Origin of the sequence: Sphingomonas hankookensis (genome assembly GCF_001619955.1) — a bacterium.
Taxonomy (GTDB): domain Bacteria; phylum Pseudomonadota; class Alphaproteobacteria; order Sphingomonadales; family Sphingomonadaceae; genus Sphingomonas; species Sphingomonas hankookensis_A.
Genome location: NZ_LQQO01000063.1, coordinates 86,237 through 106,805, shown reverse-complemented (window position 1 = coordinate 106,805; position 20,569 = coordinate 86,237). Strand labels below are relative to the sequence as shown.

Annotated in this window: 19 protein-coding genes; 5 read left to right on the top strand and 14 right to left on the bottom strand. The window is 68.0% G+C overall.

All coding sequences use genetic code 11. From position 1 onward, the window contains the following. The first annotated feature begins 29 nt into the window (after window positions 1–29). The 5 genes from AVT10_RS17250 to AVT10_RS17230 are packed head-to-tail and all read left to right on the top strand — an operon-like array spanning window position 30 to window position 5,482. Entirely contained in the window at window positions 30–1,151 is a 1,122-nt protein-coding gene (locus tag AVT10_RS17250; protein WP_084401847.1) for an anhydro-N-acetylmuramic acid kinase, read from the top strand. 9 nt (window positions 1,152–1,160) lie between these two features. Beyond that, window positions 1,161–2,333, top strand: a complete 1,173-nt coding sequence (locus tag AVT10_RS17245; RefSeq protein ID WP_066694368.1) for a hypothetical protein — start codon at window positions 1,161–1,163, stop codon at window positions 2,331–2,333. A gap of 35 nt (window positions 2,334–2,368) precedes the next feature. After that, window positions 2,369–3,463, top strand: a complete 1,095-nt coding sequence (locus tag AVT10_RS17240) for a DUF2336 domain-containing protein (protein WP_066694366.1) — start codon at window positions 2,369–2,371, stop codon at window positions 3,461–3,463. Further along, on the top strand, window positions 3,460–4,839 hold the full coding sequence (locus tag AVT10_RS17235; RefSeq protein ID WP_066694364.1) for a PAS domain-containing sensor histidine kinase: 1,380 nt from the start codon (window positions 3,460–3,462) through the stop codon (window positions 4,837–4,839). Before AVT10_RS17240 ends, AVT10_RS17235 begins: the two co-directional genes overlap by 4 nt. Before the next feature lie 49 nt (window positions 4,840–4,888). Beyond that, window positions 4,889–5,482, top strand: a complete 594-nt coding sequence (locus AVT10_RS17230; protein ID WP_066694362.1) for a TetR/AcrR family transcriptional regulator — start codon at window positions 4,889–4,891, stop codon at window positions 5,480–5,482. Between the two features lie 4 nt (window positions 5,483–5,486). Here the strand turns inward: AVT10_RS17230 and AVT10_RS17225 are convergent, their stop codons facing one another. From AVT10_RS17225 to gltX, 14 genes are all read right to left on the bottom strand, one after another. Further along, window positions 5,487–6,062, bottom strand: coding sequence for a biliverdin-producing heme oxygenase (locus tag AVT10_RS17225; protein ID WP_066694359.1), 576 nt, complete (start codon window positions 6,060–6,062; stop codon window positions 5,487–5,489). Between the two features lie 60 nt (window positions 6,063–6,122). Then, window positions 6,123–7,820, bottom strand: a complete 1,698-nt coding sequence (locus AVT10_RS17220) for a hypothetical protein (RefSeq protein WP_066694357.1) — start codon at window positions 7,818–7,820, stop codon at window positions 6,123–6,125. A gap of 45 nt (window positions 7,821–7,865) precedes the next feature. Next, on the bottom strand, window positions 7,866–8,939 hold the full coding sequence (locus AVT10_RS17215) for a protein-glutamate methylesterase/protein-glutamine glutaminase (protein WP_066694356.1): 1,074 nt from the start codon (window positions 8,937–8,939) through the stop codon (window positions 7,866–7,868). Between the two features lies 1 nt (window position 8,940). Continuing rightward, the gene (locus tag AVT10_RS17210; protein ID WP_066694355.1) at window positions 8,941–9,789 is read right to left on the bottom strand and encodes a CheR family methyltransferase; all 849 of its coding nucleotides are present in this window, start codon (window positions 9,787–9,789) and stop codon (window positions 8,941–8,943) included. A gap of 73 nt (window positions 9,790–9,862) precedes the next feature. Then, on the bottom strand, window positions 9,863–11,782 hold the full coding sequence (locus AVT10_RS17205) for a methyl-accepting chemotaxis protein (protein ID WP_198158628.1): 1,920 nt from the start codon (window positions 11,780–11,782) through the stop codon (window positions 9,863–9,865). Window positions 11,783–11,875: 93 nt separating this feature from the next. Next, window positions 11,876–12,355, bottom strand: coding sequence for a chemotaxis protein CheW (locus tag AVT10_RS17200; RefSeq protein WP_066694353.1), 480 nt, complete (start codon window positions 12,353–12,355; stop codon window positions 11,876–11,878). Further along, window positions 12,352–14,145 carry a methyl-accepting chemotaxis protein gene (locus AVT10_RS17195; protein WP_066694351.1) on the bottom strand — a complete coding sequence of 598 codons (1,794 nt, stop codon included), beginning with the start codon at window positions 14,143–14,145 and terminating at the stop codon, window positions 12,352–12,354. The genes AVT10_RS17200 and AVT10_RS17195 overlap by 4 nt, the downstream gene beginning before the upstream one ends. Window positions 14,146–14,169: 24 nt before the next feature. Further along, on the bottom strand, window positions 14,170–14,694 hold the full coding sequence (locus AVT10_RS17190) for a chemotaxis protein CheW (RefSeq protein WP_066694349.1): 525 nt from the start codon (window positions 14,692–14,694) through the stop codon (window positions 14,170–14,172). After that, a complete protein-coding gene (locus AVT10_RS17185) occupies window positions 14,681–16,645 on the bottom strand; it encodes a chemotaxis protein CheA (RefSeq protein ID WP_066694347.1) in 1,965 nt (654 codons plus the stop codon). Before AVT10_RS17185 ends, AVT10_RS17190 begins: the two co-directional genes overlap by 14 nt. Further along, window positions 16,642–17,010 (bottom strand): response regulator, encoded by a 369-nt coding sequence (locus AVT10_RS17180; protein ID WP_066694346.1) that lies wholly within the window; start codon window positions 17,008–17,010, stop codon window positions 16,642–16,644. Before AVT10_RS17180 ends, AVT10_RS17185 begins: the two co-directional genes overlap by 4 nt. Next, window positions 17,007–17,279, bottom strand: a complete 273-nt coding sequence (locus AVT10_RS17175; protein ID WP_066694337.1) for an STAS domain-containing protein — start codon at window positions 17,277–17,279, stop codon at window positions 17,007–17,009. Before AVT10_RS17175 ends, AVT10_RS17180 begins: the two co-directional genes overlap by 4 nt. Window positions 17,280–17,580: 301 nt before the next feature. Beyond that, window positions 17,581–17,787 carry a hypothetical protein gene (locus AVT10_RS17170; RefSeq protein WP_066694334.1) on the bottom strand — a complete coding sequence of 69 codons (207 nt, stop codon included), beginning with the start codon at window positions 17,785–17,787 and terminating at the stop codon, window positions 17,581–17,583. Between the two features lies 1 nt (window position 17,788). After that, window positions 17,789–19,072, bottom strand: a complete 1,284-nt coding sequence (locus tag AVT10_RS17165; RefSeq protein ID WP_066694331.1) for a citrate synthase — start codon at window positions 19,070–19,072, stop codon at window positions 17,789–17,791. Between the two features lie 18 nt (window positions 19,073–19,090). After that, complete coding sequence (gene gltX, locus AVT10_RS17160; RefSeq protein ID WP_084401846.1) at window positions 19,091–20,563, bottom strand: glutamate--tRNA ligase; 1,473 nt, start codon at window positions 20,561–20,563, stop codon at window positions 19,091–19,093. Window positions 20,564–20,569 lie beyond the last annotated feature (6 nt).

Below are 20,569 nucleotides of genomic sequence, written 5' to 3'. Positions count from 1 at the left end.
AGAATGTCCATTTGCGCGGAGATGCCCCCTTGCTTGCGATCGGCCTGATGTCTGGAACCTCGCTCGACGGGATCGACGCGGCACTGATCGAGACCGATGGCGAGGGGGAGGTGCGGCCGGTCGCGTTCGTCGGCACGCCCTATAGCGACGAGGATCGTGCGACCCTGGCGTCCGCGACCGAACTGGCGCTGCTGTTCGACGATCCGGGCGAGCATCCGCTGATCGAGCGGGCGGAGGAACTGCTGACCCGCACCCACGCCGCCGCCGTCACCGCGCTGCTGGAGAAGGCCGGCGTCGAGGCGCGGAGCGTCGACGTGATCGGCTATCACGGACAGACGGTGGCGCATCGCCCGGACAAGGGCTGGACGTGGCAGCTGGGCGATGGTGCGGCGCTGGCGGCCGCGACCGGGATCGACGTCGTCGCCGATCTGCGCGTGGCGGACGTGAAGGCCGGCGGGCAGGGCGCGCCGTTGCTGCCCATCTATCACGCGGCGCGGGCGGCGGGCATGGACAAGCCGGTGGCGGTGCTGAACCTTGGCGGGGTCGGCAACGTCACCTATGTCGGCGAGGGCGACGAGCTGATCGCGTTCGATACCGGGCCGGCCAACGGACTGGTCGACAGCTGGGTCGAGGCGGAGAGCGGCGCGCGCTACGACGAAGGCGGGGCGCTGGCGGCGGGTGGCAAGGTGGACGAGGCGGTGCTGACCGCGATGCTCGACCATCCGTTCTTCGAACTGCCGCACCCCAAGTCCTTGGACCGGCACGACTTCACCATCCAGCCGGCGCGCGGGCTGTCGGCGGCGGACGGGGCGGCGACGCTGACCGCCTTTACCGCCGCCTGTGTTGCCGAGGCGCTCGACCAGTTGCCGGCGCGGCCGAAGCGGCTGTTGGTCGGCGGCGGCGGGCGGCATAATCCGGTGATGCTGCGCATGATCGGCGAGCGGTGCGGCGTGACGGCCGAGCCGAGCGACGTGCTGGGCTGGGACGGCGATGCGCTGGAGGCGGAGGGGTTCGCCTATCTGGCGGTGCGGTCGCTCAAAGGGCTGCCGATCACCTTTCCGGGGACGACCGGCGTGGCGGCGCCGCTGACCGGCGGCGTGCTGTATCCGGCACCGCGCGCGGGGCTGGCGCTGCGGCTCGTCAGCGCTTAACGGCCCTTCATGCTGACCGGCCTGATTTTCGCGACCGAAGAAGCCGAACACCAGCCCGGCGTGCTGGCGGCGACATTGCCCTTTGGCGGCATGACCCTGATCGAATATCAGGCGCGGCTGCTGGTCGCGGCCGGTGCCGGGCAGTTGCTGGTCGCGGTCGGGCGGGTGACGCCCGCGCTGGCGGCGGCGGTCAACCGGATCGGGCGGCGCGGGGCGACGGTCGATATCGTGCGGTCGGCCGAGGAAGCGAAGGCGAAGGTCCACCCGCTCGCCACCATCGTCGCGCTGGCCGACGGGCTGGTCACGACCGACGCGGTGGTCGAGGGGATGGCGCTGGAGCCGGTCGACACGCTGCTGGTCACGCCGACCGGCGATGCGACCTCGGTCGAGCGGGTCGATGCCGAGCATTGCTGGGCCGGGGTCGCGACGCTGTCGGTCGACCGGCTGGACGATGCCGCCCGGCTGCCGCGCGAATATGATTTTCAGTCGACGCTGCTGCGCGTCGCGACCCAGGCACGCGCGGCGCATGTCCTGCTGCCGGCCAAGGCGGTGCGCTCGGGACATGGCGTGGAGCGCGATGCGGGCACGCTGGAGGTGCGGAGCAAGGACGTGCTGGCGTCGCTGGCCGAACAGCGGACGGGGTGGATCGACCGGTACGTCTTCACGCCCGTGTCGCGGTTGCTGCTGCCGCTGCTGGTGCGGCGCAAGGTGCCCGATGTCGCGATCGGTGCGGCGGGCGGGGTGCTGGGCGTCGCGGGGCTGGCGGCGATCCCGTTCTGGAGTGCGGGGGCGGCGACGGTGCTGCTGTTCCTGGCGATGGTCGTGCTGTCGGCCGGGTCGCTGCTCGGATGGTTGCGCGGCGAGGACGGGCATGCCGCGTGGCAGGAACGCGGGGTCGATGTGTTCGGCGTGGCCGGGGTGCTGGGCATCGGGCTGGTCCAGTCGCTGATCGTGCAGGCCGGGACGGCGGGGGTGCTGGCGCTGGTCGGCGTGGCGGCGACGATCCTCGCGCGGCGCTCGCCCGCCGTCCGCCCGCCCTGGGCCGCGACGCCGGCGACGGCGTTGGTACTGCTCGCACCGTTCGCACTGGCGGGAACATCGACGATCGGGCTGGCGTTGGTCGCGCTGCACGCGGGCATTACCCTTGCCCACGCCATCGAAAATCTGCGGCGCGAGGCTTAGCTTAGCCTTAACCGGGTAAGGTTAAAGCCGGAACCATGTCCATCGACCCGATCGATTCCCGCGAGGCCAGCGCTGCCGCCATTCTGCTGCTGGACCATGTCGCTGCAGCGGAGCGGGCGGGGCATCGGCGGCTGCGCGCGGCGGCCGAGCATTTCCATCTGCCCGACGATGCGCGGATCGACGACCGGACCGCCGCCGCGCTGGACGCGGTGATGCGGGCGATGGTCGGCGGCATCGATGCGACGGTGCGGGATCACGCCATCCGGCTGTTGACCGCGCGGGGGCAGGCGGCGCTGGCGCAGGGGCTGCGCGGGGCGGGATCGCCGTTCGACCGGGTGGTGCGGGCCGGGCTGTTCCGCGACCCGGCGCTGTTCGGCGAGTTGTTCGCGCGGGTGCGGCTGGATGCGATCGCGCAGGGGTTGCCGGTGATGGTCACGGGCGCTGGCGACGGGCCGACGATGGTCGCGCGGCTGGCGCAGTCGAGCGACCGGCTGGTCGCCGCGGCGGCCGTGTCGATGCTGGCGGCGCAGGCGCGGCGCGGGGGCATGGTCGTGGGAGTTCCGGCGGCGGTCGAACTGGTCCGGCCGCTGTACGCGCGACTGGCATGGTGGGTCGCGGCGGCGCTGCGCGAGATGGCGGGTGCGGGCGAGCAGATCGCGATGGTCGATGCGGCGCTGGCCGAGTCGGTGCGACGGGCGATCGACGCGCAGAGCGAGCTGGTCCCGCTGGAGGTCGCCGCGATGCGGTTGGCGCAGGCGATCGAGCCGCAGGGCGAGGAAGTCGGGGCCTTGCTGGCCGAGGCGATCGGCGACGGGCGGCTGATCCTGTTCACGGCACTGGTCGCGCGGGCGAGCGGGCTGGCGTTCGAACGGGTGCGCGATCTGGTGATCGACCCGGACGGTGCGCGGCTCTGGGTCGTGCTGCGCGCGCTCGCGGTCGACCGGGCGACGATCGCGCGGATCGGCTTTGCACTGGCCGAGTCCGAACCGGTACGCGATGTCGAGGGGTTCGCCGATCGGATCGACGTCATCATGGAAGTGACGCCCGACGCCGCGCGCATCGCGCTGGCGCCGATGGCGCTGGATGCCGATTATCACGCGGCGATGCTGGCGCTGGGGGCGGGGGCGTGAACGATCATCGCCCCGGTGCGGCGCCCGCGATCGGACGATTGTCGGCCGACGGGCTGCTGCTCGATGCCGAGCCGCGTCTGGCCGAACTGAACCGCCGCGCCGGCGGTGCCCCGGGACAGCCGGTCGCGGTGCCGCAGATCGCCGCGCTGGTGCGGCTGGTGCAGCGGCTGGGCATCGCGCTCACCCGCCCGATCGTCGCCGCCGATGGCGAGGACGATATCGCGCTGACGGTGCGGGCCGAGCCGGACGAGCTGGGCATCAGGCTGGAGGTGAGCGGCTGGCAGGCGGGCGCACCGTGGGAGGCCGAGCCGGCGCATCGGCGCGAGGCGGATTTCCTGCGTTCGGATGCCGACTGGCTATGGACCACCGATGCCGCGCTGCACCTGACCCATGTGTCGGATCATGCCGCCGCCCGGCTGGGCTTCGATCCGCAGGCGGTGCTGGGCCAGCCGATCACGCGGCTGTTCGCGCTGAACGACGATGGCGATGGGGGCTTTCCGATCCTGAGCGCGCTGGCGGCACAAGCGTGGTTCGACGGACAGGAAGCGGCGATCCGCGGGACGGCGCATCGCGTCCGGCTGTCGGCGGTGCCGCGCGCCGATGCCAATGGCCAGTTCGCCGGGTTCGACGGCGCGGCACGCGACCTGTCGCCAGGGGACGTGCCGGCGCAGCCGGACGAGGTTGCATCCGACCTGCCCGACGGGTTCAGCCGCCGGATCGGCCGGGCGCTGCGCGATCCGCTGGGCCGGATCATCGCCAATGCCGACAGCATGTCCGCGCAGGCCGACGGGCCGCTGCGCGACGATTACGTCGCCTATGCTGCAGATATCGCCAGCGCGGGGCGGCATCTGCTGGGGCTGGTCGATGATCTGGAGGATCTGTCGGCGATCGAGCGGGCGGACTTCGCGGTCGCGGTCGAGGACCTCGACCTGGCCGATGTCGCGCGGCGCGCGGCGGGGTTGCTGGCGGTGCGCGCGGCGCAGGGCGATGTGCGGATCGAGCGCCCGTCGTTCGACGAAGCCATGCCGGCGAGCGGCGAGTTTCGCCGCGTGCTGCAAATCCTGGTCAACCTGATCGGCAATGCGGTCCGCTATTCGCCGCCCGGCGGGACGGTATGGATATTGCTGGAACGCGACGGCGACGATGCCTGCGTGATCGTCGGCGATCAGGGCAAGGGCATTGCCCCCGCCGATCAGGAGCGCATCTTCGCGAAGTTCGGGCGGGTCGACCCGACCGAGGCGGGGGGCAGCGGGCTGGGGCTATACATCGCGCGGCGGCTGGCGCGGGCGATGCGGGGCGACATCCTGGTCGACAGCGCGCCGGGGCAGGGGGCGCGGTTCGTCCTGATGCTGCCGGGCCGGTTCGCCCCGGACTGAACGCACCGAAGGATCGACCCGGCTGGTCCGATATGGCATCGGACCGTCGATGGGACGCAGATCGGATCACAGCCGGCAGGAAATCGAACAGATGCTCCTGACCGAAGGGCATCGTCATCTGGCCGAAGTTGGGTTCGCCCGGTTTTCCGCGCGCGAGGTGGCCAAGCGGATCGGTTATTCGATCGGCACGCTCTACAATGTGTTCGGCAGCTATGACCGGTTTCTGGTCGCGCTCAACACCCGCACATTCCAGCTATGGGCGCGCGACCTGACCGCGGCGCTGGCCGCCGGGCCGGAGGATCGCATCCGCTGCCTGGTGGAAAGCTATTTCACCTTCGCGAGGACCAACCGCAATTTGTGGCGGGCGATCTACGAACATCACCTGCCGGACGATTTCGTGATGGAGGAGGCGCAGGGCCGGCAGCGCGGCGAGCTGACCCGGATCGTCGTCGACGAGGTCGCGGCCGCGCTGGGCCCCGATCATGCCGATCGGGCGGCGACGCTGGCCCGATCGCTGGTCGCCACGGTGCATGGTCATTGCCTGTTCGACATTACCGGCAGCTTCGCGCTGATGGGCGAGCACGAGCCGGTGGAGATGGCGCTGACGCGGGTGCGGGAGTCGCTGGCGGCCGCTGCCGATTGACGCCTCAGGCGAAGGCGGCGTCGACCAGCGTGCGGAACCGGGTAAAGGCATCGCGGGCGGCGGCGATCATGCGGTCTTCGTCCTCGGCAGTCATCGTCGCGTCGTCGATCCGCGCGGTGAAGCGCCGCCAATGCGCCGCACGCCCTTCGGGATGACCGGCGAGATGGCGTGCGCCATGATCGGTCGACAGGCCGATCCGCTGCGCTGCCTTCAGCAGGAAGGCCGCGCCCAGCGACGATCCTTCGGCGACGTAGAGCCAGCCGAGCGACGTCGACATGTCGACAGGCTCTACCGGTCGAGCGTCGGGCACAGCCGGTAGCGGCAGGGTGAGGTCGGCAATGTCCGCCGCGATCGCCGCCGATCGGTCGCGTTCCGCCAGATCCGGGATCAGCGCCTGCATCGTGGGTGCGGCATAGAGCGGCGCGAGGGCATCGTGAAACGCCTGCTGCGCGCGCAGGAAGCAGACATAGCGTGCAGGCGACGAGAAGGGATCGAGGGCCATGATCCGCTGGTCCAGCGTATCGTGGATCGTCGCGGTCGCGGCTTTCAATCGTTGCGAACGGGTAAGGTCGGTCGTCACCCGCTACCGCTTATCCGCCTTTGGCCGGAGGTGCAAAGGCTTGCGCCCCCGGCCGATCGATCAGAACAGGCCGTCGTCGTCGTCGTCGGTTTCGACGACGGCGGTCGTGACGGCGAAGGCATGGGGCACGTTGGCGGTGTGGACGTCGCGTTCCTGCGCCATGGTGTAGAGCGCGAAAATCTGCGGCAGCAGGCCGGCAAGTGCGGCATGGGCTTCGTCCGACAGCTGGTCGATGTGCGGCGCCGCCGACAGCAGGATCGCCGCCTGACGCATGTTCGCGCCCAGTTGCAGCTCGGCGCCGATCTCGTCGCCGGCGATCGTCAGCAGTTCGATCAACTGGCGGGCATCGTCGCCGCCCTCGCGAACGGCCAGATCGGTGCGCTGGCATCCTTCGCGGATGACGACCAGCGCCTGCGACAGCTTGGTCCCCATGTCGCTGTCCCCCTCGACCCCGCGCTTCTGGGCGAGGAGCGCGTTGACGTCGGACAGTTCGCGGATCGGCTGGCCGATGCCGCGCATCGCATTGCCGAGCGAATGGGCATAGATATCGACTTCGCCCGCGACGACCGACACCGCCTTGCCCAGATCGCCATGGCGGCGGCACAGCAGGCGGGTGTTGGTGGCGATGTCCTGCACGTTGAACTGCACGCGTTGCAGCTGTTCGAGGCGGCCGGTCAGTTCGTCGACGGTTTCGGTGATGAGGCCCAGCATCGCGCCGGAGCGATGGTCGGCTTCCTGCAACTGCACGGTGATGATCGCGACTTCGCCCACGGCCTCCTCGATCTGGACGAGGAACGGGCGGCCGTTGCGCCCGGTGCCGTCGTCGATCAGGTCGAGCAGCGCGGCGGTGTCGGGCTGCAACGCCTTCAGGCTGGCGACGAGCAGCGCGGCGTCGCGGTCGAAATCGGCAGCGCTGGTTTCGAGCAGCGCGGCGAGCAGGTGGTGGACCACCGCCGTCACCTCGGCCTGCGGCGCCGGCGCCAGTTCGCGCGTGCAGCCGTCGAGCAGTTGCAGGCCCGACACGACATGCTCCAGCCGCTGCCGCGTGCTGTCGCCGACCTGCAACGCGCCGAGCATCGTCGCGACACGACCCTGCACGGTTCGCGCGATCTCCGCCACCTGCCGCGCCATCGATGCGACGTCGCCCAGATGGCCGTTGAGCGCGTCGGCATCGCGGGTAAGGCGCTGCGGCACGGCGGGCAGGATCTTGCGCGCCTCGGCGGCGAGCAGGCGGCCGGCCTGCTGCACGCTGCCGACGCTGCCCGACAGTTCCTTCAGCTTGGCGAGGAACCCTTCGAGATGTTCTTCACCGGTGGCAAGACGTTGCCCCATGTCGTTGACGAAGCCCACGAAAGCCGCCTCGCCCGATGCCGCGATCTTGATGTTCATGCCATAGATGTGCAGCACGCGAAGCGCCTGGCGCATGTCCATGACGTGATCGCGCAGTACCCGCGATGCCGCACCGATCCGGGCCATGTCCGCCTCACGCCCCGCCTGTACGACGGGCAGGGCGTCGAGCTGTCCGGCGACCGATTTCAGGCTCGACACCGCGATGCCAGCGACGCTTTCGTCGAGTGCGCCGGTGACGCCGTCGATCGAGTGGATGATACGGTCGATCGTCTCGATCGCGGTCGACAGGGTCGATCCGGCGCGGACGAACCGCGCGTCCATCCCCGCCGCGACCATCGCCAGATTGCGCTTCAGGTCGGACAGGTTCAGGGCTTCGGCGGTGTCGGTGTCGATGCGGATATGGTGCATGGCGTCAGTCCTGAACGGAGAAGGGGGCGGGGCGGGGCGCACCGATCATCGCGCGGTCGCCTGCAACAATTCGCGGGCGATGGCGCTGAGCGGGACGACCCGGTCGGCAGCGCCACGGGCGATGGCTTCCTTGGGCATGCCGAACACGACCGACGTCGCTTCATCCTGCGCGAAGGTGCGGGCGCCGGCCTGTTTCATTTCGAGCAGCCCGCGCGCGCCGTCGTCGCCCATGCCGGTCATGATGATCCCGACCGCATTCGACCCGGCGTTGCGCGCGGCGGAGCGGAACAGGACGTCGACCGACGGGCGATGGCGCGATACCAGCGGGCCTTCCTTGATCGCCACGACATAGCGCGCGCCCTGCCGCTCCAGCATCATGTGGCGCAGGCCGCCCGGCGCGATCAGTACGTGGCCGCGCATGACGGTGTCGCCATCCTCGGCCTCCTTCACATCGACCTGGCACAGGCCGTTCAGCCGCTTCGCGAAGGCGCGTGTGAAGCTTTCGGGCATGTGCTGCACGATGACGATGCCGGGCGAGTTGGCGGGCAACGCCTCCAGCACCTCGCGCAGCGCTTCGGTCCCGCCGGTCGAGGCGCCGATGCAGACGACCATCTCGGTCGTGCGGCTCATCGCCCGGCCGGTCGGCGGCGGCAGCACGGCATCGGCGGTGAGCTTTGCGGCGGGCGAGTTGAGCCGGCTGGCGCTGCGGGTGCGGACACGGGCGCGGGCGGCGCCCTTCACCGTTTCGCGAATCCGCATCTTGGCGTCGTTCAGATGGTCGGCGACACCCATGCGCGGCTTCAGGATGACGTCGACCGCACCGGCTTCCAGCGCCTGGAGCAGGGTTTCCGACCCTTCCTCGACCAGCGAGGAGCACATGACGACCGGGATCGGCTTCTGGCTCATCAGCTTGCGCAGGAAGGTGACGCCGTCCATGCGGGGCATCTCGACGTCGAGCGTGATGACGTCGGGAATTTCCTCCTGGATGTGGCGCGCGGCGGCGAAGGGGTCGGCGGCGGCGGCAATCACCTCGATCGCGGGGTCTTCGCTCAGGATCGCCGTCATCGCCTGGCGGACGCTGGCGCTGTCGTCGATGATCAGGACGCGGATCTTGGACATGTCAGTCTTTCGTGAAGACGGTGTAGGAGACGGTCCGGACGGGCAGGTCCATGCCGGCGATCGATTCCGAATGGCCGAGGAACAGATAGCCGCCGGGCCGCAGATTGGCGCACAGCCGGCGCACGACCCGCTCCTGCGTCTCCTTGTCGAAATAGATGAGCACGTTGCGGCAGAAGATGAGGTCCATCGGTTCGCCGACCGGATAGCGTTCCTCCATCAGGTTCAGCCGCGCGAAACCGATCGCCGAGCGCAGGGCCGGCACCATCCGCACCTGGTTCGCCTTGCGATCGCGCGAGACGGCGACATAGCGCTGGCGCAGCGACGCCGGCACCGGTTCGACCATTTCGGTCGGGTATATGCCGCGCCGCGCGGTTTCGAGGACGGTGGTGTCGATGTCGGTGGCGAGGATGCCATAGTCCACTCCGCTCTTCTGCGCGAACTGGTCGAGCACCATCGCCATCGTATAGGGTTCGGCACCGGTCGAGCAGGCCGCGCTCCACGCGCGGATGCGGCGCCGGCCGCTGTCCGCCAGCGTTGGCAGCGCGGTCTTTGCCATGAAGTCGAAATGGCCGGGTTCGCGAAAGAAGTCGGTCTTGTTCGTCGTCACCGCGTTGATCAGGTTGATGATCTCGTCGGGATGTGCGCTGCCGTCGAACAGATGGTCGCAATAGGCATCCAGCGTCGCGATGCCGACTTCGCGCAGCCGCCGTTGCAGCCGCCCTTGCAGCATCGTGACCTTGGTCGCGGGCATCTTGATGCCGGTCTTGTCATAGATCAGCGCCGACAGCTTCGCGAACTTGTGCGGGCTGAGCCGGTCGAGATCGGGGGAGGGGGCGGGCAAGGCGGACATAGGGCGGGTTCCATTCGATCGACGTGGCGGCGACGGTCACGTCGTCGGAGCAGGGAGAAGGGCGGTGCGGCGGTCAGGCCGCCCGACCGAAGTCGGCGTCTTCGTCGTCGCTGCCGCCCTGCGACAGGTCGAGCGCGAAGCCGCGTACGCGGGACTGCTGGTCGGCGATGCTGCCGCGACGGGCCTTGGGCGCAGGCTTGGCCTTGATCGCCTTGGCAGGTTTCGCCTTGGCGGGACGGACGACCGGGGCGGGCGCCGTTGCCCCTTCGGCAAGCTGGAAGAAGGCGATGCTGGCCTGAAGCTCTTCGGCCTGGCCGGCCAGCTGATCGGCGGTCGACGAAATCTCGTCCGAGGCGGAGGCGTTCTGCTGCGTCACCGTGTCGAGTTGTTGCAGCGCCTGGTTGATCTGCGATGCGCCGATATCCTGTTCGCGGCACGCGGCGCTGATTTCCGACACCAGTTCGGCGGTCCGGCGAATGTCGGGCACCAGCCGGGCGAGCATCTCGCCCGCCTCACCCGCGGCCTTGACCGTGTCGGACGAAACCGCGTTGATTTCGGCGGCGGCGTTCTGGCTGCGTTCGGCGAGCTTGCGGACTTCGGCCGCGACGACCGCGAAGCCGCGACCATGTTCGCCGGCGCGCGCCGCCTCCACCGCTGCGTTCAGCGCCAGCAGATCGGTTTGACGCGCGATTTCCTGCACGATGCCGATCTTTTCGACGATGGTCCGCATCGCACCTACCGCGCGATCGACCGCGATGCCGCTCGTTTCGGCGTCCTTCGACGACTGGCGCGCGATCTTTTCGGTCTGGGCGGCATTGTCGGCATTCTGTTTGATGTTCGCCGCCATCTCCTCCATCGACGACGATGCCTGTTCGGCGGCGGCGGCCTGTTCGGTCGCGCCCTGGCTCACCTGTTCGGCCGCGGCGGAGAGCTGCTGGCTGCCCGAGGCGACCTGATCCGAAGCGAAGGCGACCTCGCCCGCGAAGTGCGACAGATTGTCGACCAGACGGTTGATCGCGTCCTTCATCCGCTGATGATCGCCGTCGCACGCAATGTCGACGCGCCCGGTCAGGTCGCCGGTGCTGACGCGGTCGAGCACGCGGTTACCCTCGGCAATCGGCAGGATGATCGCGTCGAGCATGCCGTTGATGCCGGCGATGATCGCGGCATAATCGCCCGCGAACCGGGTGGCGTCGCCCCGCTCACCAAGCTGTCCGGCGGTCGCGGCACCGATCAGGCGCTGGATCTCGCCCGAGATTTCCTTGAAGTTGCGGCGGAGCGTTTCGATGGTGTCGTTGATGAACGCCTTCTTACCGGGGAAGGGTTCGAGCGTTGCTTCGAAATCGCCCTCCCCAAATGCCTTGATACAGGCCATCGCCTTCTTCTTCACCGCGATATGGCCGGCGACCATGGTATTGATGCCGGTCGCCATCGTGGCGAAATCGCCGGGGAATTTGTCGGCCGCGACCTGTACGTCGATGTCGCCGCGATCATGTTCGGCCGACATGTGGTTCATTTCGGCGATCAGCGTGCGCAGATTGCCGCGCAGCGTCTCGATCGCGCCGTTGATGAACGCCTTCTTGCCCGGCAGCGAGGCGAAGGGCGCGTCGAAATGGCCGTTCGCCAGTTCGCGGACGCAGCCCATTGCCGCCTTCTTGGTGTCGATATGGGCGCCGACCAGTCGGTTCACCTGATCCGCGATCCGGCCGACGTCGCCGGGGAACGTATCGGGCGCAAGCATGACGTCGATGTCGCCGCGATCATGTTCGGTGAGGACATGGACCATCGCCACTTCCAGCCGCGCGACCGGACCCAGCGCCGTGTCGAGCAGTGCGTTGACCGCCGCCAGCAGCTCGCGCGCCTCGTCGGTCGCGACGTCCTCGCGCAGGCGCTGCGACAGATCGCCGGCGGCGATCGATCGGGTCAGCGCATGGATTTCCGCGATCGCCGCGGCGGGCCGGGACGTGCGGTTGAAGTGCGACAGCAGCGACATGAATGGCATCCTTATTATTATGGTTGTCCAGGCCGTGGTCGGTCGGGCGTCTGTCCGCGCCGCATCCGTCCGGCGGACGCGGCGCGGGGCAGGTCAGGCGGCGGTGGCGAGGGTCGCGATCGCGCCGTCGTCGTTGGAGAAGACCTGCGCTGCGTCGATGATGACGACGAAGCCATCGGCTTCACGGACGACGCCGGCAATATAGTCGGACCGCCAGCGCAGCCCGATGTCCGGCGCGGCTTCGAGCCGTTCGCGTTCGAAGGTCGCGACCGCGATCACCCGGTCGACCACCAGGCCCAGCGACAGCATCCGGTCGGCCAGTATCACGTCGACGATCAGCACCCGGGTCGCCAGCGTCGGTTCGACCGCGCTGAGCCCCAGCCGCATCCGCAGGTCGATCATCGGCACACCCTGTCCCCGGACATCGGTGATGCCGAGCATCCAGGCCGGGCCGTTCGGCACGCGAAAGGCGGGGCGATAGTCGAGGATTTCGCGGACCATGGTCACCGGAACCGCGAACACTTCCTCACCCAGGCCGAAGGTCACGACCTGCATCGGCGTCTTGTCGGTCATGCGGCTTCTCCAAAGGCAGCGTCGTCGCTGTCGGGCCCGCCTTGCGTCAGGTCGAGTGCGAAGCCGCGTGCGCGGGCCTGCTGGTCGGCGACCGAGTTGGGCTTGGCGCGGCTGGCGGCGGGGGCCTTCGCCCGTGGTGCCGCCGGCTTGCGGGTGGCCGCCGGACGGCGGTTGCCATGGGCATGTTCGACGCGGAAGAAGGCGATGCTCTGCTGCAGTTCGTTCGCCTGACCCGCCAGTTCCTCGGAGGTCGAGGTGATCTGTTCGGATGCCGACGCGTTCTGCTGCGTGACGGTGTCGAGCTGTTGCAGCGCCTGGTTGATCTGTGCTGCGCCGATATCCTGTTCGCGGCATGCGGCGCTGATCTCTGCGACCAGTTCGGCGGTCCGGCGGATGTCGGGGACCAGCTTGGTCAGCATCTCGCCTGCCTGTGCCGCGGCCTGCACCGTGTCGCCCGACACCGCGCTGATTTCGGCAGCGGCGGTCTGGCTGCGTTCGGCCAGCTTGCGGACTTCCGATGCGACGACCGCGAAGCCCCGGCCATGTTCGCCGGCACGTGCCGCCTCGACCGCCGCGTTCAGCGCCAGCAGGTCGGTCTGGCGGGCGATTTCCTGCACGATGCCGATCTTCTCGGCGATGACCCGCATCGCACCGACCGCACGGTCGACCGCGACGCCGCTCGCCTCGGCGTCCTTCGACGACTGGCGCGCGATCTTCTCCGTCTGGGCGGCATTGTCGGCATTCTGTTTGATGTTGGCGGCCATCTCTTCCATCGAAGCGGATGCTTCTTCGGCAGCGGCGGCCTGTTCGGTCGCGCCCTGGCTCACCTGTTCCGACGAGGCGGAGAGCTGCTGGCTGCCAGCGGCGACATTGTCGGCCGCACCCGATGCGTCACCGACGACATTGCGCAGGCGTTCGACCATCGTCACCAGCGCATGGCCCAGCTTGTCCTTGTCCGACAGCGGGGTGTGGCTGACCGTCAGGTCGCCCTGTGCGATGGTGTCGGCCAGCGTCGCCGACTTGCGCAGCGAACCGGTCATGCGGTTGACGGTATCAACCAGGTCCTTGATCTCGTCGTTCGACGTGACGGTGACTTCGTTGTCGAGGTCGCCGATGGCAACCGCGTCCAGCGCAACGGTAATGCGCTTCAGGCCGCGCGAGACGGTCAGCGAAATCCAGACGGCACCGAGCACGGCGATGACGAAGGCGATGATGCCGGTGACGACCAGGACCATGCGGCTTTCGGCGTAGAGCACGTTGGTCGCCTCGTCGGCTTCCTTCATGTTCGCGCTCTGGAAATCGGTGAGCCGATCGACGCTGGCGTTCATCTTCTTGAGCAGCGGAACCTGCACCTCGTTCGACAGTCGCGTGGCCTCCTCGTTCTGGTTCGCCTTGCCCATGTCGCGGATGCGGTCGAAAACGGGCTTGAGTTCGGTCCAGCTCTTGGCGACTTCGACCCAGTAGGGCTTGCCGCTCTCGGACGCGAGCGACTGTCCCTCGGCGATCAGTTTGTCCACGCGGCCTTCGCCGGCAACTACCGCGTCATAATAGCCCTGCATCCGGCTGGCGTCGGTGTTGAGGATCAGCGACTGCTGATCCGCCAGCGCCTGGCTCTGTTCGGTATCGATCTGCTGCGCCGTCAGCGACTGGCGCGCCGGACCGGCGATAACATCGCTGATCGCGGTGTTCAGTGTGCTCATCTTGTTGATGCCGACGCCGATGACGACGGCGAGCAGTATGATGACGGCAGCAAAGGTGGCGGCCAATTTAACCTTGATCGTTGCACGCATGGAGACCCCCCCCCAAATGGAATGTTAGTGGATCGACGTCCCCGCGACGTCGCCGCGCGTGATCGATTGGAAAATCGCATTCAGGTCGGGCAGGACGACGATATCGTCGTCGCCATGCCGGATCAGCGTGCGGACATGTTCGCGGCGCCAGCGCAGGCCGACGACCGGCGCGTCCTCGCTATGGGCGGCCGAAAAGGTCGCGACCTCGTGCACCTTGTCGGTGCGCAGGCCGAGGATGGTCGGCTCGCCGCCGAGCTCCGCCTCGATCACGACGATGCGGCTGTCCTTGGTCGTTTCCGGCACGCGCATCCCGAAGGCGAGGTGCAGGTCGGCCAGCGGAATGATCCGCCCGCGAAAGTTGATGACATGGCCGACCAGATCGGGTGCGCCGGGCACCCGCGTTTCGGGCATCATGTCGAGGATTTCGCGGACCAGCACCGCCTCGAGCGCGAAGCTTTGACCCCCCAAGTCGAAAACCAGCACCTCGAGCTGGCGGTCGCTGTTCCACGGGACCAGGCCCCCCGCCTGGCGTTGTTCATCCGGCTGCACGCAGCGTCTCCTCACGAGGCTGGCCGAGCGCGATGAGCTGGGCGATGTCGAGGATCAGCGCGACCTCGCCATCGCCGAGGATCGTTGCGCCGGCAAAGGTGGTGGCGTCGCGGTGAAGCGCCGACATCGGCTTGATCACCGTCTGGTGGTTGCCGATGATCTGGTCGACGACCAGCCCGACGCGGCCCATCGGCGTGGCGACGACCACGATCTTCTGGAACGGGTCCGGCCGGGTGTCGGTCGCGAACAGTTCGCGCAGGCGCAGGAACGGCACCAGCTTTTCGCGCAGCGTGATGAGGCTGCGGCCGCGATGGCGCATGTCGTCTTCCAGCGACAGCTCGATGCACTCCTCGACCGCGGTCAGCGGGATGACGTAGCGGCCGGTGCCGACCCGCACGAGCAGGCCGTCGATGATCGCCAGCGTCAGCGGAATGCGCAGCGCGATCAGCGATCCTTCGCCTTCGGTCGACTGGACGTCGATCGATCCGCGCAACCCTTCGATCGTGCGCTTCACCACGTCCATGCCGACGCCGCGGCCCGACAGGTTGGTGACGGTCGCGGCGGTCGAGAAACCGGGCGCGAAGATCATCTGGAGCAGTTCGTGGTCGGTGAGCGCCTGGTCGGGCTGGATCAGGCCGTTCGCTTCCGCCTTCGCACGGACGCGGGCGCGGTTGATGCCCCGGCCGTCGTCGCGGATGGTGATGACGACCTCACCTCCGGCCTGATGCGCGGCGAGGCGGACGGTGCCGGCGGCGGGCTTGCCGACGGCGGCGCGGTCCTCGGGCGTTTCGAGGCCGTGGTCGCAGCTGTTGCGGATCAGGTGGACCATCGGGTCGAACAGGCGTTCGATCACGGTCTTGTCGACCTCGGTCGCTTCGCCTTCGGTCTCGAACTCGATCGTCTTGCCGGTATCGCGCGACAGGTCGTGGATCAGGCGGCGGAAGCGCGAGAACAGCGATCCGACCGGGACCATGCGCAGCACCATCATGGTTTCGCGCAGTTCGCCGGCCAGCCGCTCGATCTCCTCGGAGACCGAGCGCAGCACGAGGTCCTGTCCATGGTCGGCAAGCTGCGAGAGGCGGCTCTGCGCGATCACCAGTTCGCCGACGCGGTCCATCAGCGCGTCGAGACGGCCGGCGGGGACGCGGACGCTTTCCTCGGCCTTGGCGGTCGAGCGGGCGGCGGGGCCGTCGGCACTGGCGGTGGCGGCCATGGCGACGACGGGTTCTTCGACGACGGCCGGTGTTTCGGCGATGGGCGCTTCCTCACCCTCGACCGCCAGCGGTTCGATGGTCAGGTCCATGTCGTCCATCACGAAGATGAACACGTCCTCGATATCGTCGCGCTTGATGTCGCCGATCAGCGTGACGTCCCAGCCGACATGGCATTCGGTGGGGACCAGCTGCGACGGCGGCGGGATGGCGTCGGTCCGCGCGACGACGGTGCAGTCGCCCAGCTCGCGCAATTCGTCGAGCAGCATCAGCGGATTGGTGCCGTTGGCCATGGCGTCGACCGGCAGCTTGAACGACACGGTCCAGCCGGTGCGGGCAGCCGTCGGGGCGGCAGCGGAAGTGACGCCCGATGCCTCGTCGATCGCCGCCTGCAAGCGGGCGAGGATCGCGTCGCCTTCCGCCTTGGGGGCGTCACCGTCGACCAGCGCACGCATATGGTCCTGCGCCGACAGGATGACCGCGACCAGCCCGGCGGTCGCCGGAACCTGCCCCTTGCGCACGCGGTCGAAGGCGGTTTCGCAGTGATGGGTGAAGCCGGCGAGTGCATCGAAGCCGAACATCGCGCCCGAGCCCTTCAGCGTGTGCAGCCCGCGGAAGACGGCGTTGACCAGATCGGCATTGCCAAGGTCGTGCCCGAGGTCGAGCAGCCCCTGTTCGACCTGATCCAGCACCTCGCCCGCCTCCACGCGGAAGGCGGCGATCGGATCGTCGCCGCTCACCGGCCAAGGACCTTGCGCGCGACCTTCACCAGCTGATCCGGAACGAACGGCTTGACCAGCCAGCCGGTCGCGCCGGCGGCCTTTGCCTGGTTCTTCATTTCCGGATCGGATTCGGTGGTCAGGAAGATGATCGGCACGCCGGCCTGCGCCGGCTGCTTGCGCAGTTCGCGGATCATCGACAGTCCGTCCATGTTCGGCATGTTCAGGTCGGTCACGATCATGTCGAACTTGGTCGACGTGGCCTTGGCCAGACCCTCCACGCCGTCTCCGGCTTCGGTCACGGTATAGCCCGCGCCGGTCAGGGCGATGCGGATCGCCATGCGCAGGCTGGCGGAATCATCAACGGCGAGAATGGAAGCAGTCATTGCAGCGGGACTCCGTGGAACCAGAAGGCGTTGTCGTCGGGGCTCATCGCGTCGGTGAAGCCGCCGCGATGGAGAAGGGCGGTCAGCGCCTCGCCGGCCGGCGCGGACAGGCGGACATCGCCGCCCTGCGACCTGGCTTCGGCACGAAGGCTGAGAAGGAGTTGGACGACGCTGAGGTCGGGCGCGGTCAGGGCCGATGCGTCGAGCACGACCTCACCGCCGAGCGGCTGCGCACGCAGTTCCTCGGCCACCGTTGCAATCGATGGCATCGCCAGACCGGCAGGAAGGAAGAAGGTAGAAGTCATACGATGTCGGCCCCCAAACAGGAGACCGTCGTCGCAGAACGTGATTAAGATCGATTTAAGCGAACGGGTCGCAACAGGCGGCCGCGACCGGGGCTCGAGTCACGAATGGCAGCGCTAACAAGAGCATAGCGCGCATTTTGCGGGATCGAACGCCGTTGCCGATACACAAATATTTTTACGTCGCGCGAACGCTACGGCTCCGCCGCCCGATTACGGTGCGACTCGATCGACGACGATGCCGCTGCGCGACTCGGGAAAGGCCCGGTCAGCGACGGGGCAGGCGCCGGGCGATCAGCACCAACAGCAGCCCGAGCGCGCCGGTGACCGATCCGGTCACGACCCAGAGATACTGATCGATCATGAACGAACTGGCGGGCCAGCGGATGACACCCATCCCCTGACCCAGCCAGAACAGCCCGACGAACGCTAGGATCGCACCCACGATCATCAGCGTGCGCCGGACGATGCGCATCTCAGCGCTGACCCACCGGCACGTAATCGCGCTGTGCGGGGCCGGTGTAGAGCTGACGCGGACGGCCGATCTTCTGTTCGGGGTCCGAAATCATCTCGTTCCACTGCGCGACCCAGCCGACGGTGCGGGCGAGCGCGAACAGCGCGGTGAACATGGTGGTCGGGAAACCGATCGCCGACAGGATGACGCCCGAATAGAAATCGACGTTCGGGAACAGCTTCTTTTCGCGGAAGTAATCGTCGTTGAGCGCGATTTCCTCCAGCTGCAGCGCGGTTTCGAACACCGGATCGTTGACGCCCAGCGAGTCGAACACTTCGCGCACCGTCTTCTGCATGACCGTCGCGCGCGGGTCGTAGTTCTTGTACACGCGGTGACCGAAGCCCATCAGGCGGAACGGATCGTCCTTGTTCTTGGCGCGGGCGATATATTCCGGGATGCGATCGGGCGTGCCGATTTCGCGCAGCATGTTGAGCGCGGCTTCGTTGGCGCCGCCATGCGCCGGACCCCATAGGCAGGCGATACCGGCCGCGATGCACGCGAACGGATTGGCGCCCGACGAACCGGCGAGACGCACGGTCGAGGTCGACGCGTTCTGTTCGTGGTCGGCGTGCAGGATGAAGATGCGGTCCAGCGCCTTTTCGACGACCGGGTTCACCTCATATTCCTCGGCCGGAACGCCGAAGGTCATCCGCAGGAAGTTGCCGGTATAGCTCAGGTCGTTCTTCGGATAGATGAACGGCTGGCCCACGCTGTACTTGTACGCCATGGCGGCGATCGTCGGCATCTTCGCGATCAGGCGATGCGACGCGACCATCCGCTGGTGCGGATCGGTGATGTCGGTCGAATCGTGATAGAAGGCCGACAGCGCGCCGACCACGCCGCACATCACCGCCATCGGATGCGCGTCGCGACGGAAGCCGCGATAGAAGCCGGCAAGCTGTTCGTGCAGCATGGTGTGGCGGGTGATGGTGCCGGTGAACTTGATCAGCTCGTCGCCCGAGGGCAGTTCGCCGTTCAGCAGCAGATAGGCGACCTCCATGAAGCTCGACTCTTCGGCCAGCTGCCCGATCGGATAGCCGCGGTGCAGCAGCACGCCTTCGTCACCGTCGATATAGGTCAGCGCCGAATCGCAGCTGGCGGTCGAGGTAAAGCCCGGATCGTAGGTGAAGGTGCCGGTCTGCGCATACAGCTTGCGGATGTCGATCACGTCGGGACCGATGGTGCCCGACCGTACCGGAAATTGGACGTCCTTGCCCGCAACTTGCAGCTTAGCGTCTTCGGCCATTCGGCGTCTCCTGTTACGTTATGCGGCCGGTTTGGCCATCTGGTCTTCGATGCGGCCGAGGCTTTCGGTGCGGCCCAGCAGGGCGAGCACGTCGAAGATCCCCGGCGATGTGCGCGAACCCGTCAGCGCGGCGCGAAGCGGTTGCGCGGCGGCACCCAGCTTCAACCCCGCTGCCTCGGCGACTTCGCGTACCGCAGCTTCGATCGTCTCCGTATCCCATGCTGCGAGTGCGTCAAGCTTGGCGTGCAACTGCGTAAGGATCGCGCGTGCGTCCGGCGTCAGCAACGCGGTGGCACTCTCGTCCATGGCCAGCGGTCGCGACCGGAAGAAGAAGGCGGCATTGGCCGCCAGTTCGTTCAGGTCGGCCGCCCGGACCTTGAGCACCGGCATGGCGCGTTGCAGCAGATCGCGGTCGATCCCGTCGGGCAGGCGCTGCGCGACCAGATCGGTCAACCGGGCATCGTCGGCCTCGCGGATATAGTGGCCGTTCAGGTTCATCAGCTTCTTGGTATCGAAGCGCGACGGCGAGCGGCCCACGCCCGACAGGTCGAACACCTCGGTCGCGCGTTCGCGGCTGATGATCTCTTCATCGCCGTGCCCCCAGCCGAGGCGCAGCAGATAGTTGTTCAGCGCTTCGGGCAGGACGCCCAGCTCGTCGCGATAGGCATCGACCCCCAGCGCGCCATGCCGCTTCGACAGCTTCGCGCCGTCCGCACCATGGATCAGCGGAACATGCGCATAGACGGGATCGGGCCAGCCGCCCTCGACCGCGTCCATCGCGCGGATCAGCGCAAGCTGACGAAAGGCGTTGTTGAGGTGATCGTCGCCACGAATGATGTGCGTCACGCCCATGTCGTGATCGTCGACGACGACCGCCAGCATATAGGTCGGCGTGCCATCGGAGCGCAGCAGCACGAAATCATCCAGTTCGGCATTGGCGACGGTCACGTCGCCCTGCACCTGGTCCGCAATCGTGACCGCGCCTTCCTTCGGCGCCTTCAGCCGGATGACGAACGGGGCACCTTCCGGCGCATCCTCGGGCGCGCGGTCGCGCCAGCGGCCGTCATAGCGGATCGGCTTGCCGGCGGCGCGCTGTTCCTCGCGCAGCGCGGTCAACTCTTCGGGCGTCGCATAGCAGCGATAGGCACGGCCGGCGTCGAGCAGCTGATGCGCGACGGCAGCATGGCGGTCGGCGCGGGCGAACTGGAACACGGCGTCGCCGTCCCAGTCGAGGCCGAGCCAGCGAATCCCGTCGAGGATCGCCTCGATCGCCGGTTCGGTCGAGCGGACACGGTCGGTATCCTCGATCCGCAGCAGGAACCGGCCGCCATGGCGACGGGCATAGAGCCAGTTGAACAGCGCGGTGCGCGCGCCGCCGATGTGCAGGAATCCCGTCGGCGACGGTGCGAAACGGGTGACGACAGGCGTCGCGGAATTGGTTGCGCCCAAGCGCGGATACCCCCAAGACTTCGGGTGAACATGATGGCCCATTCAGCC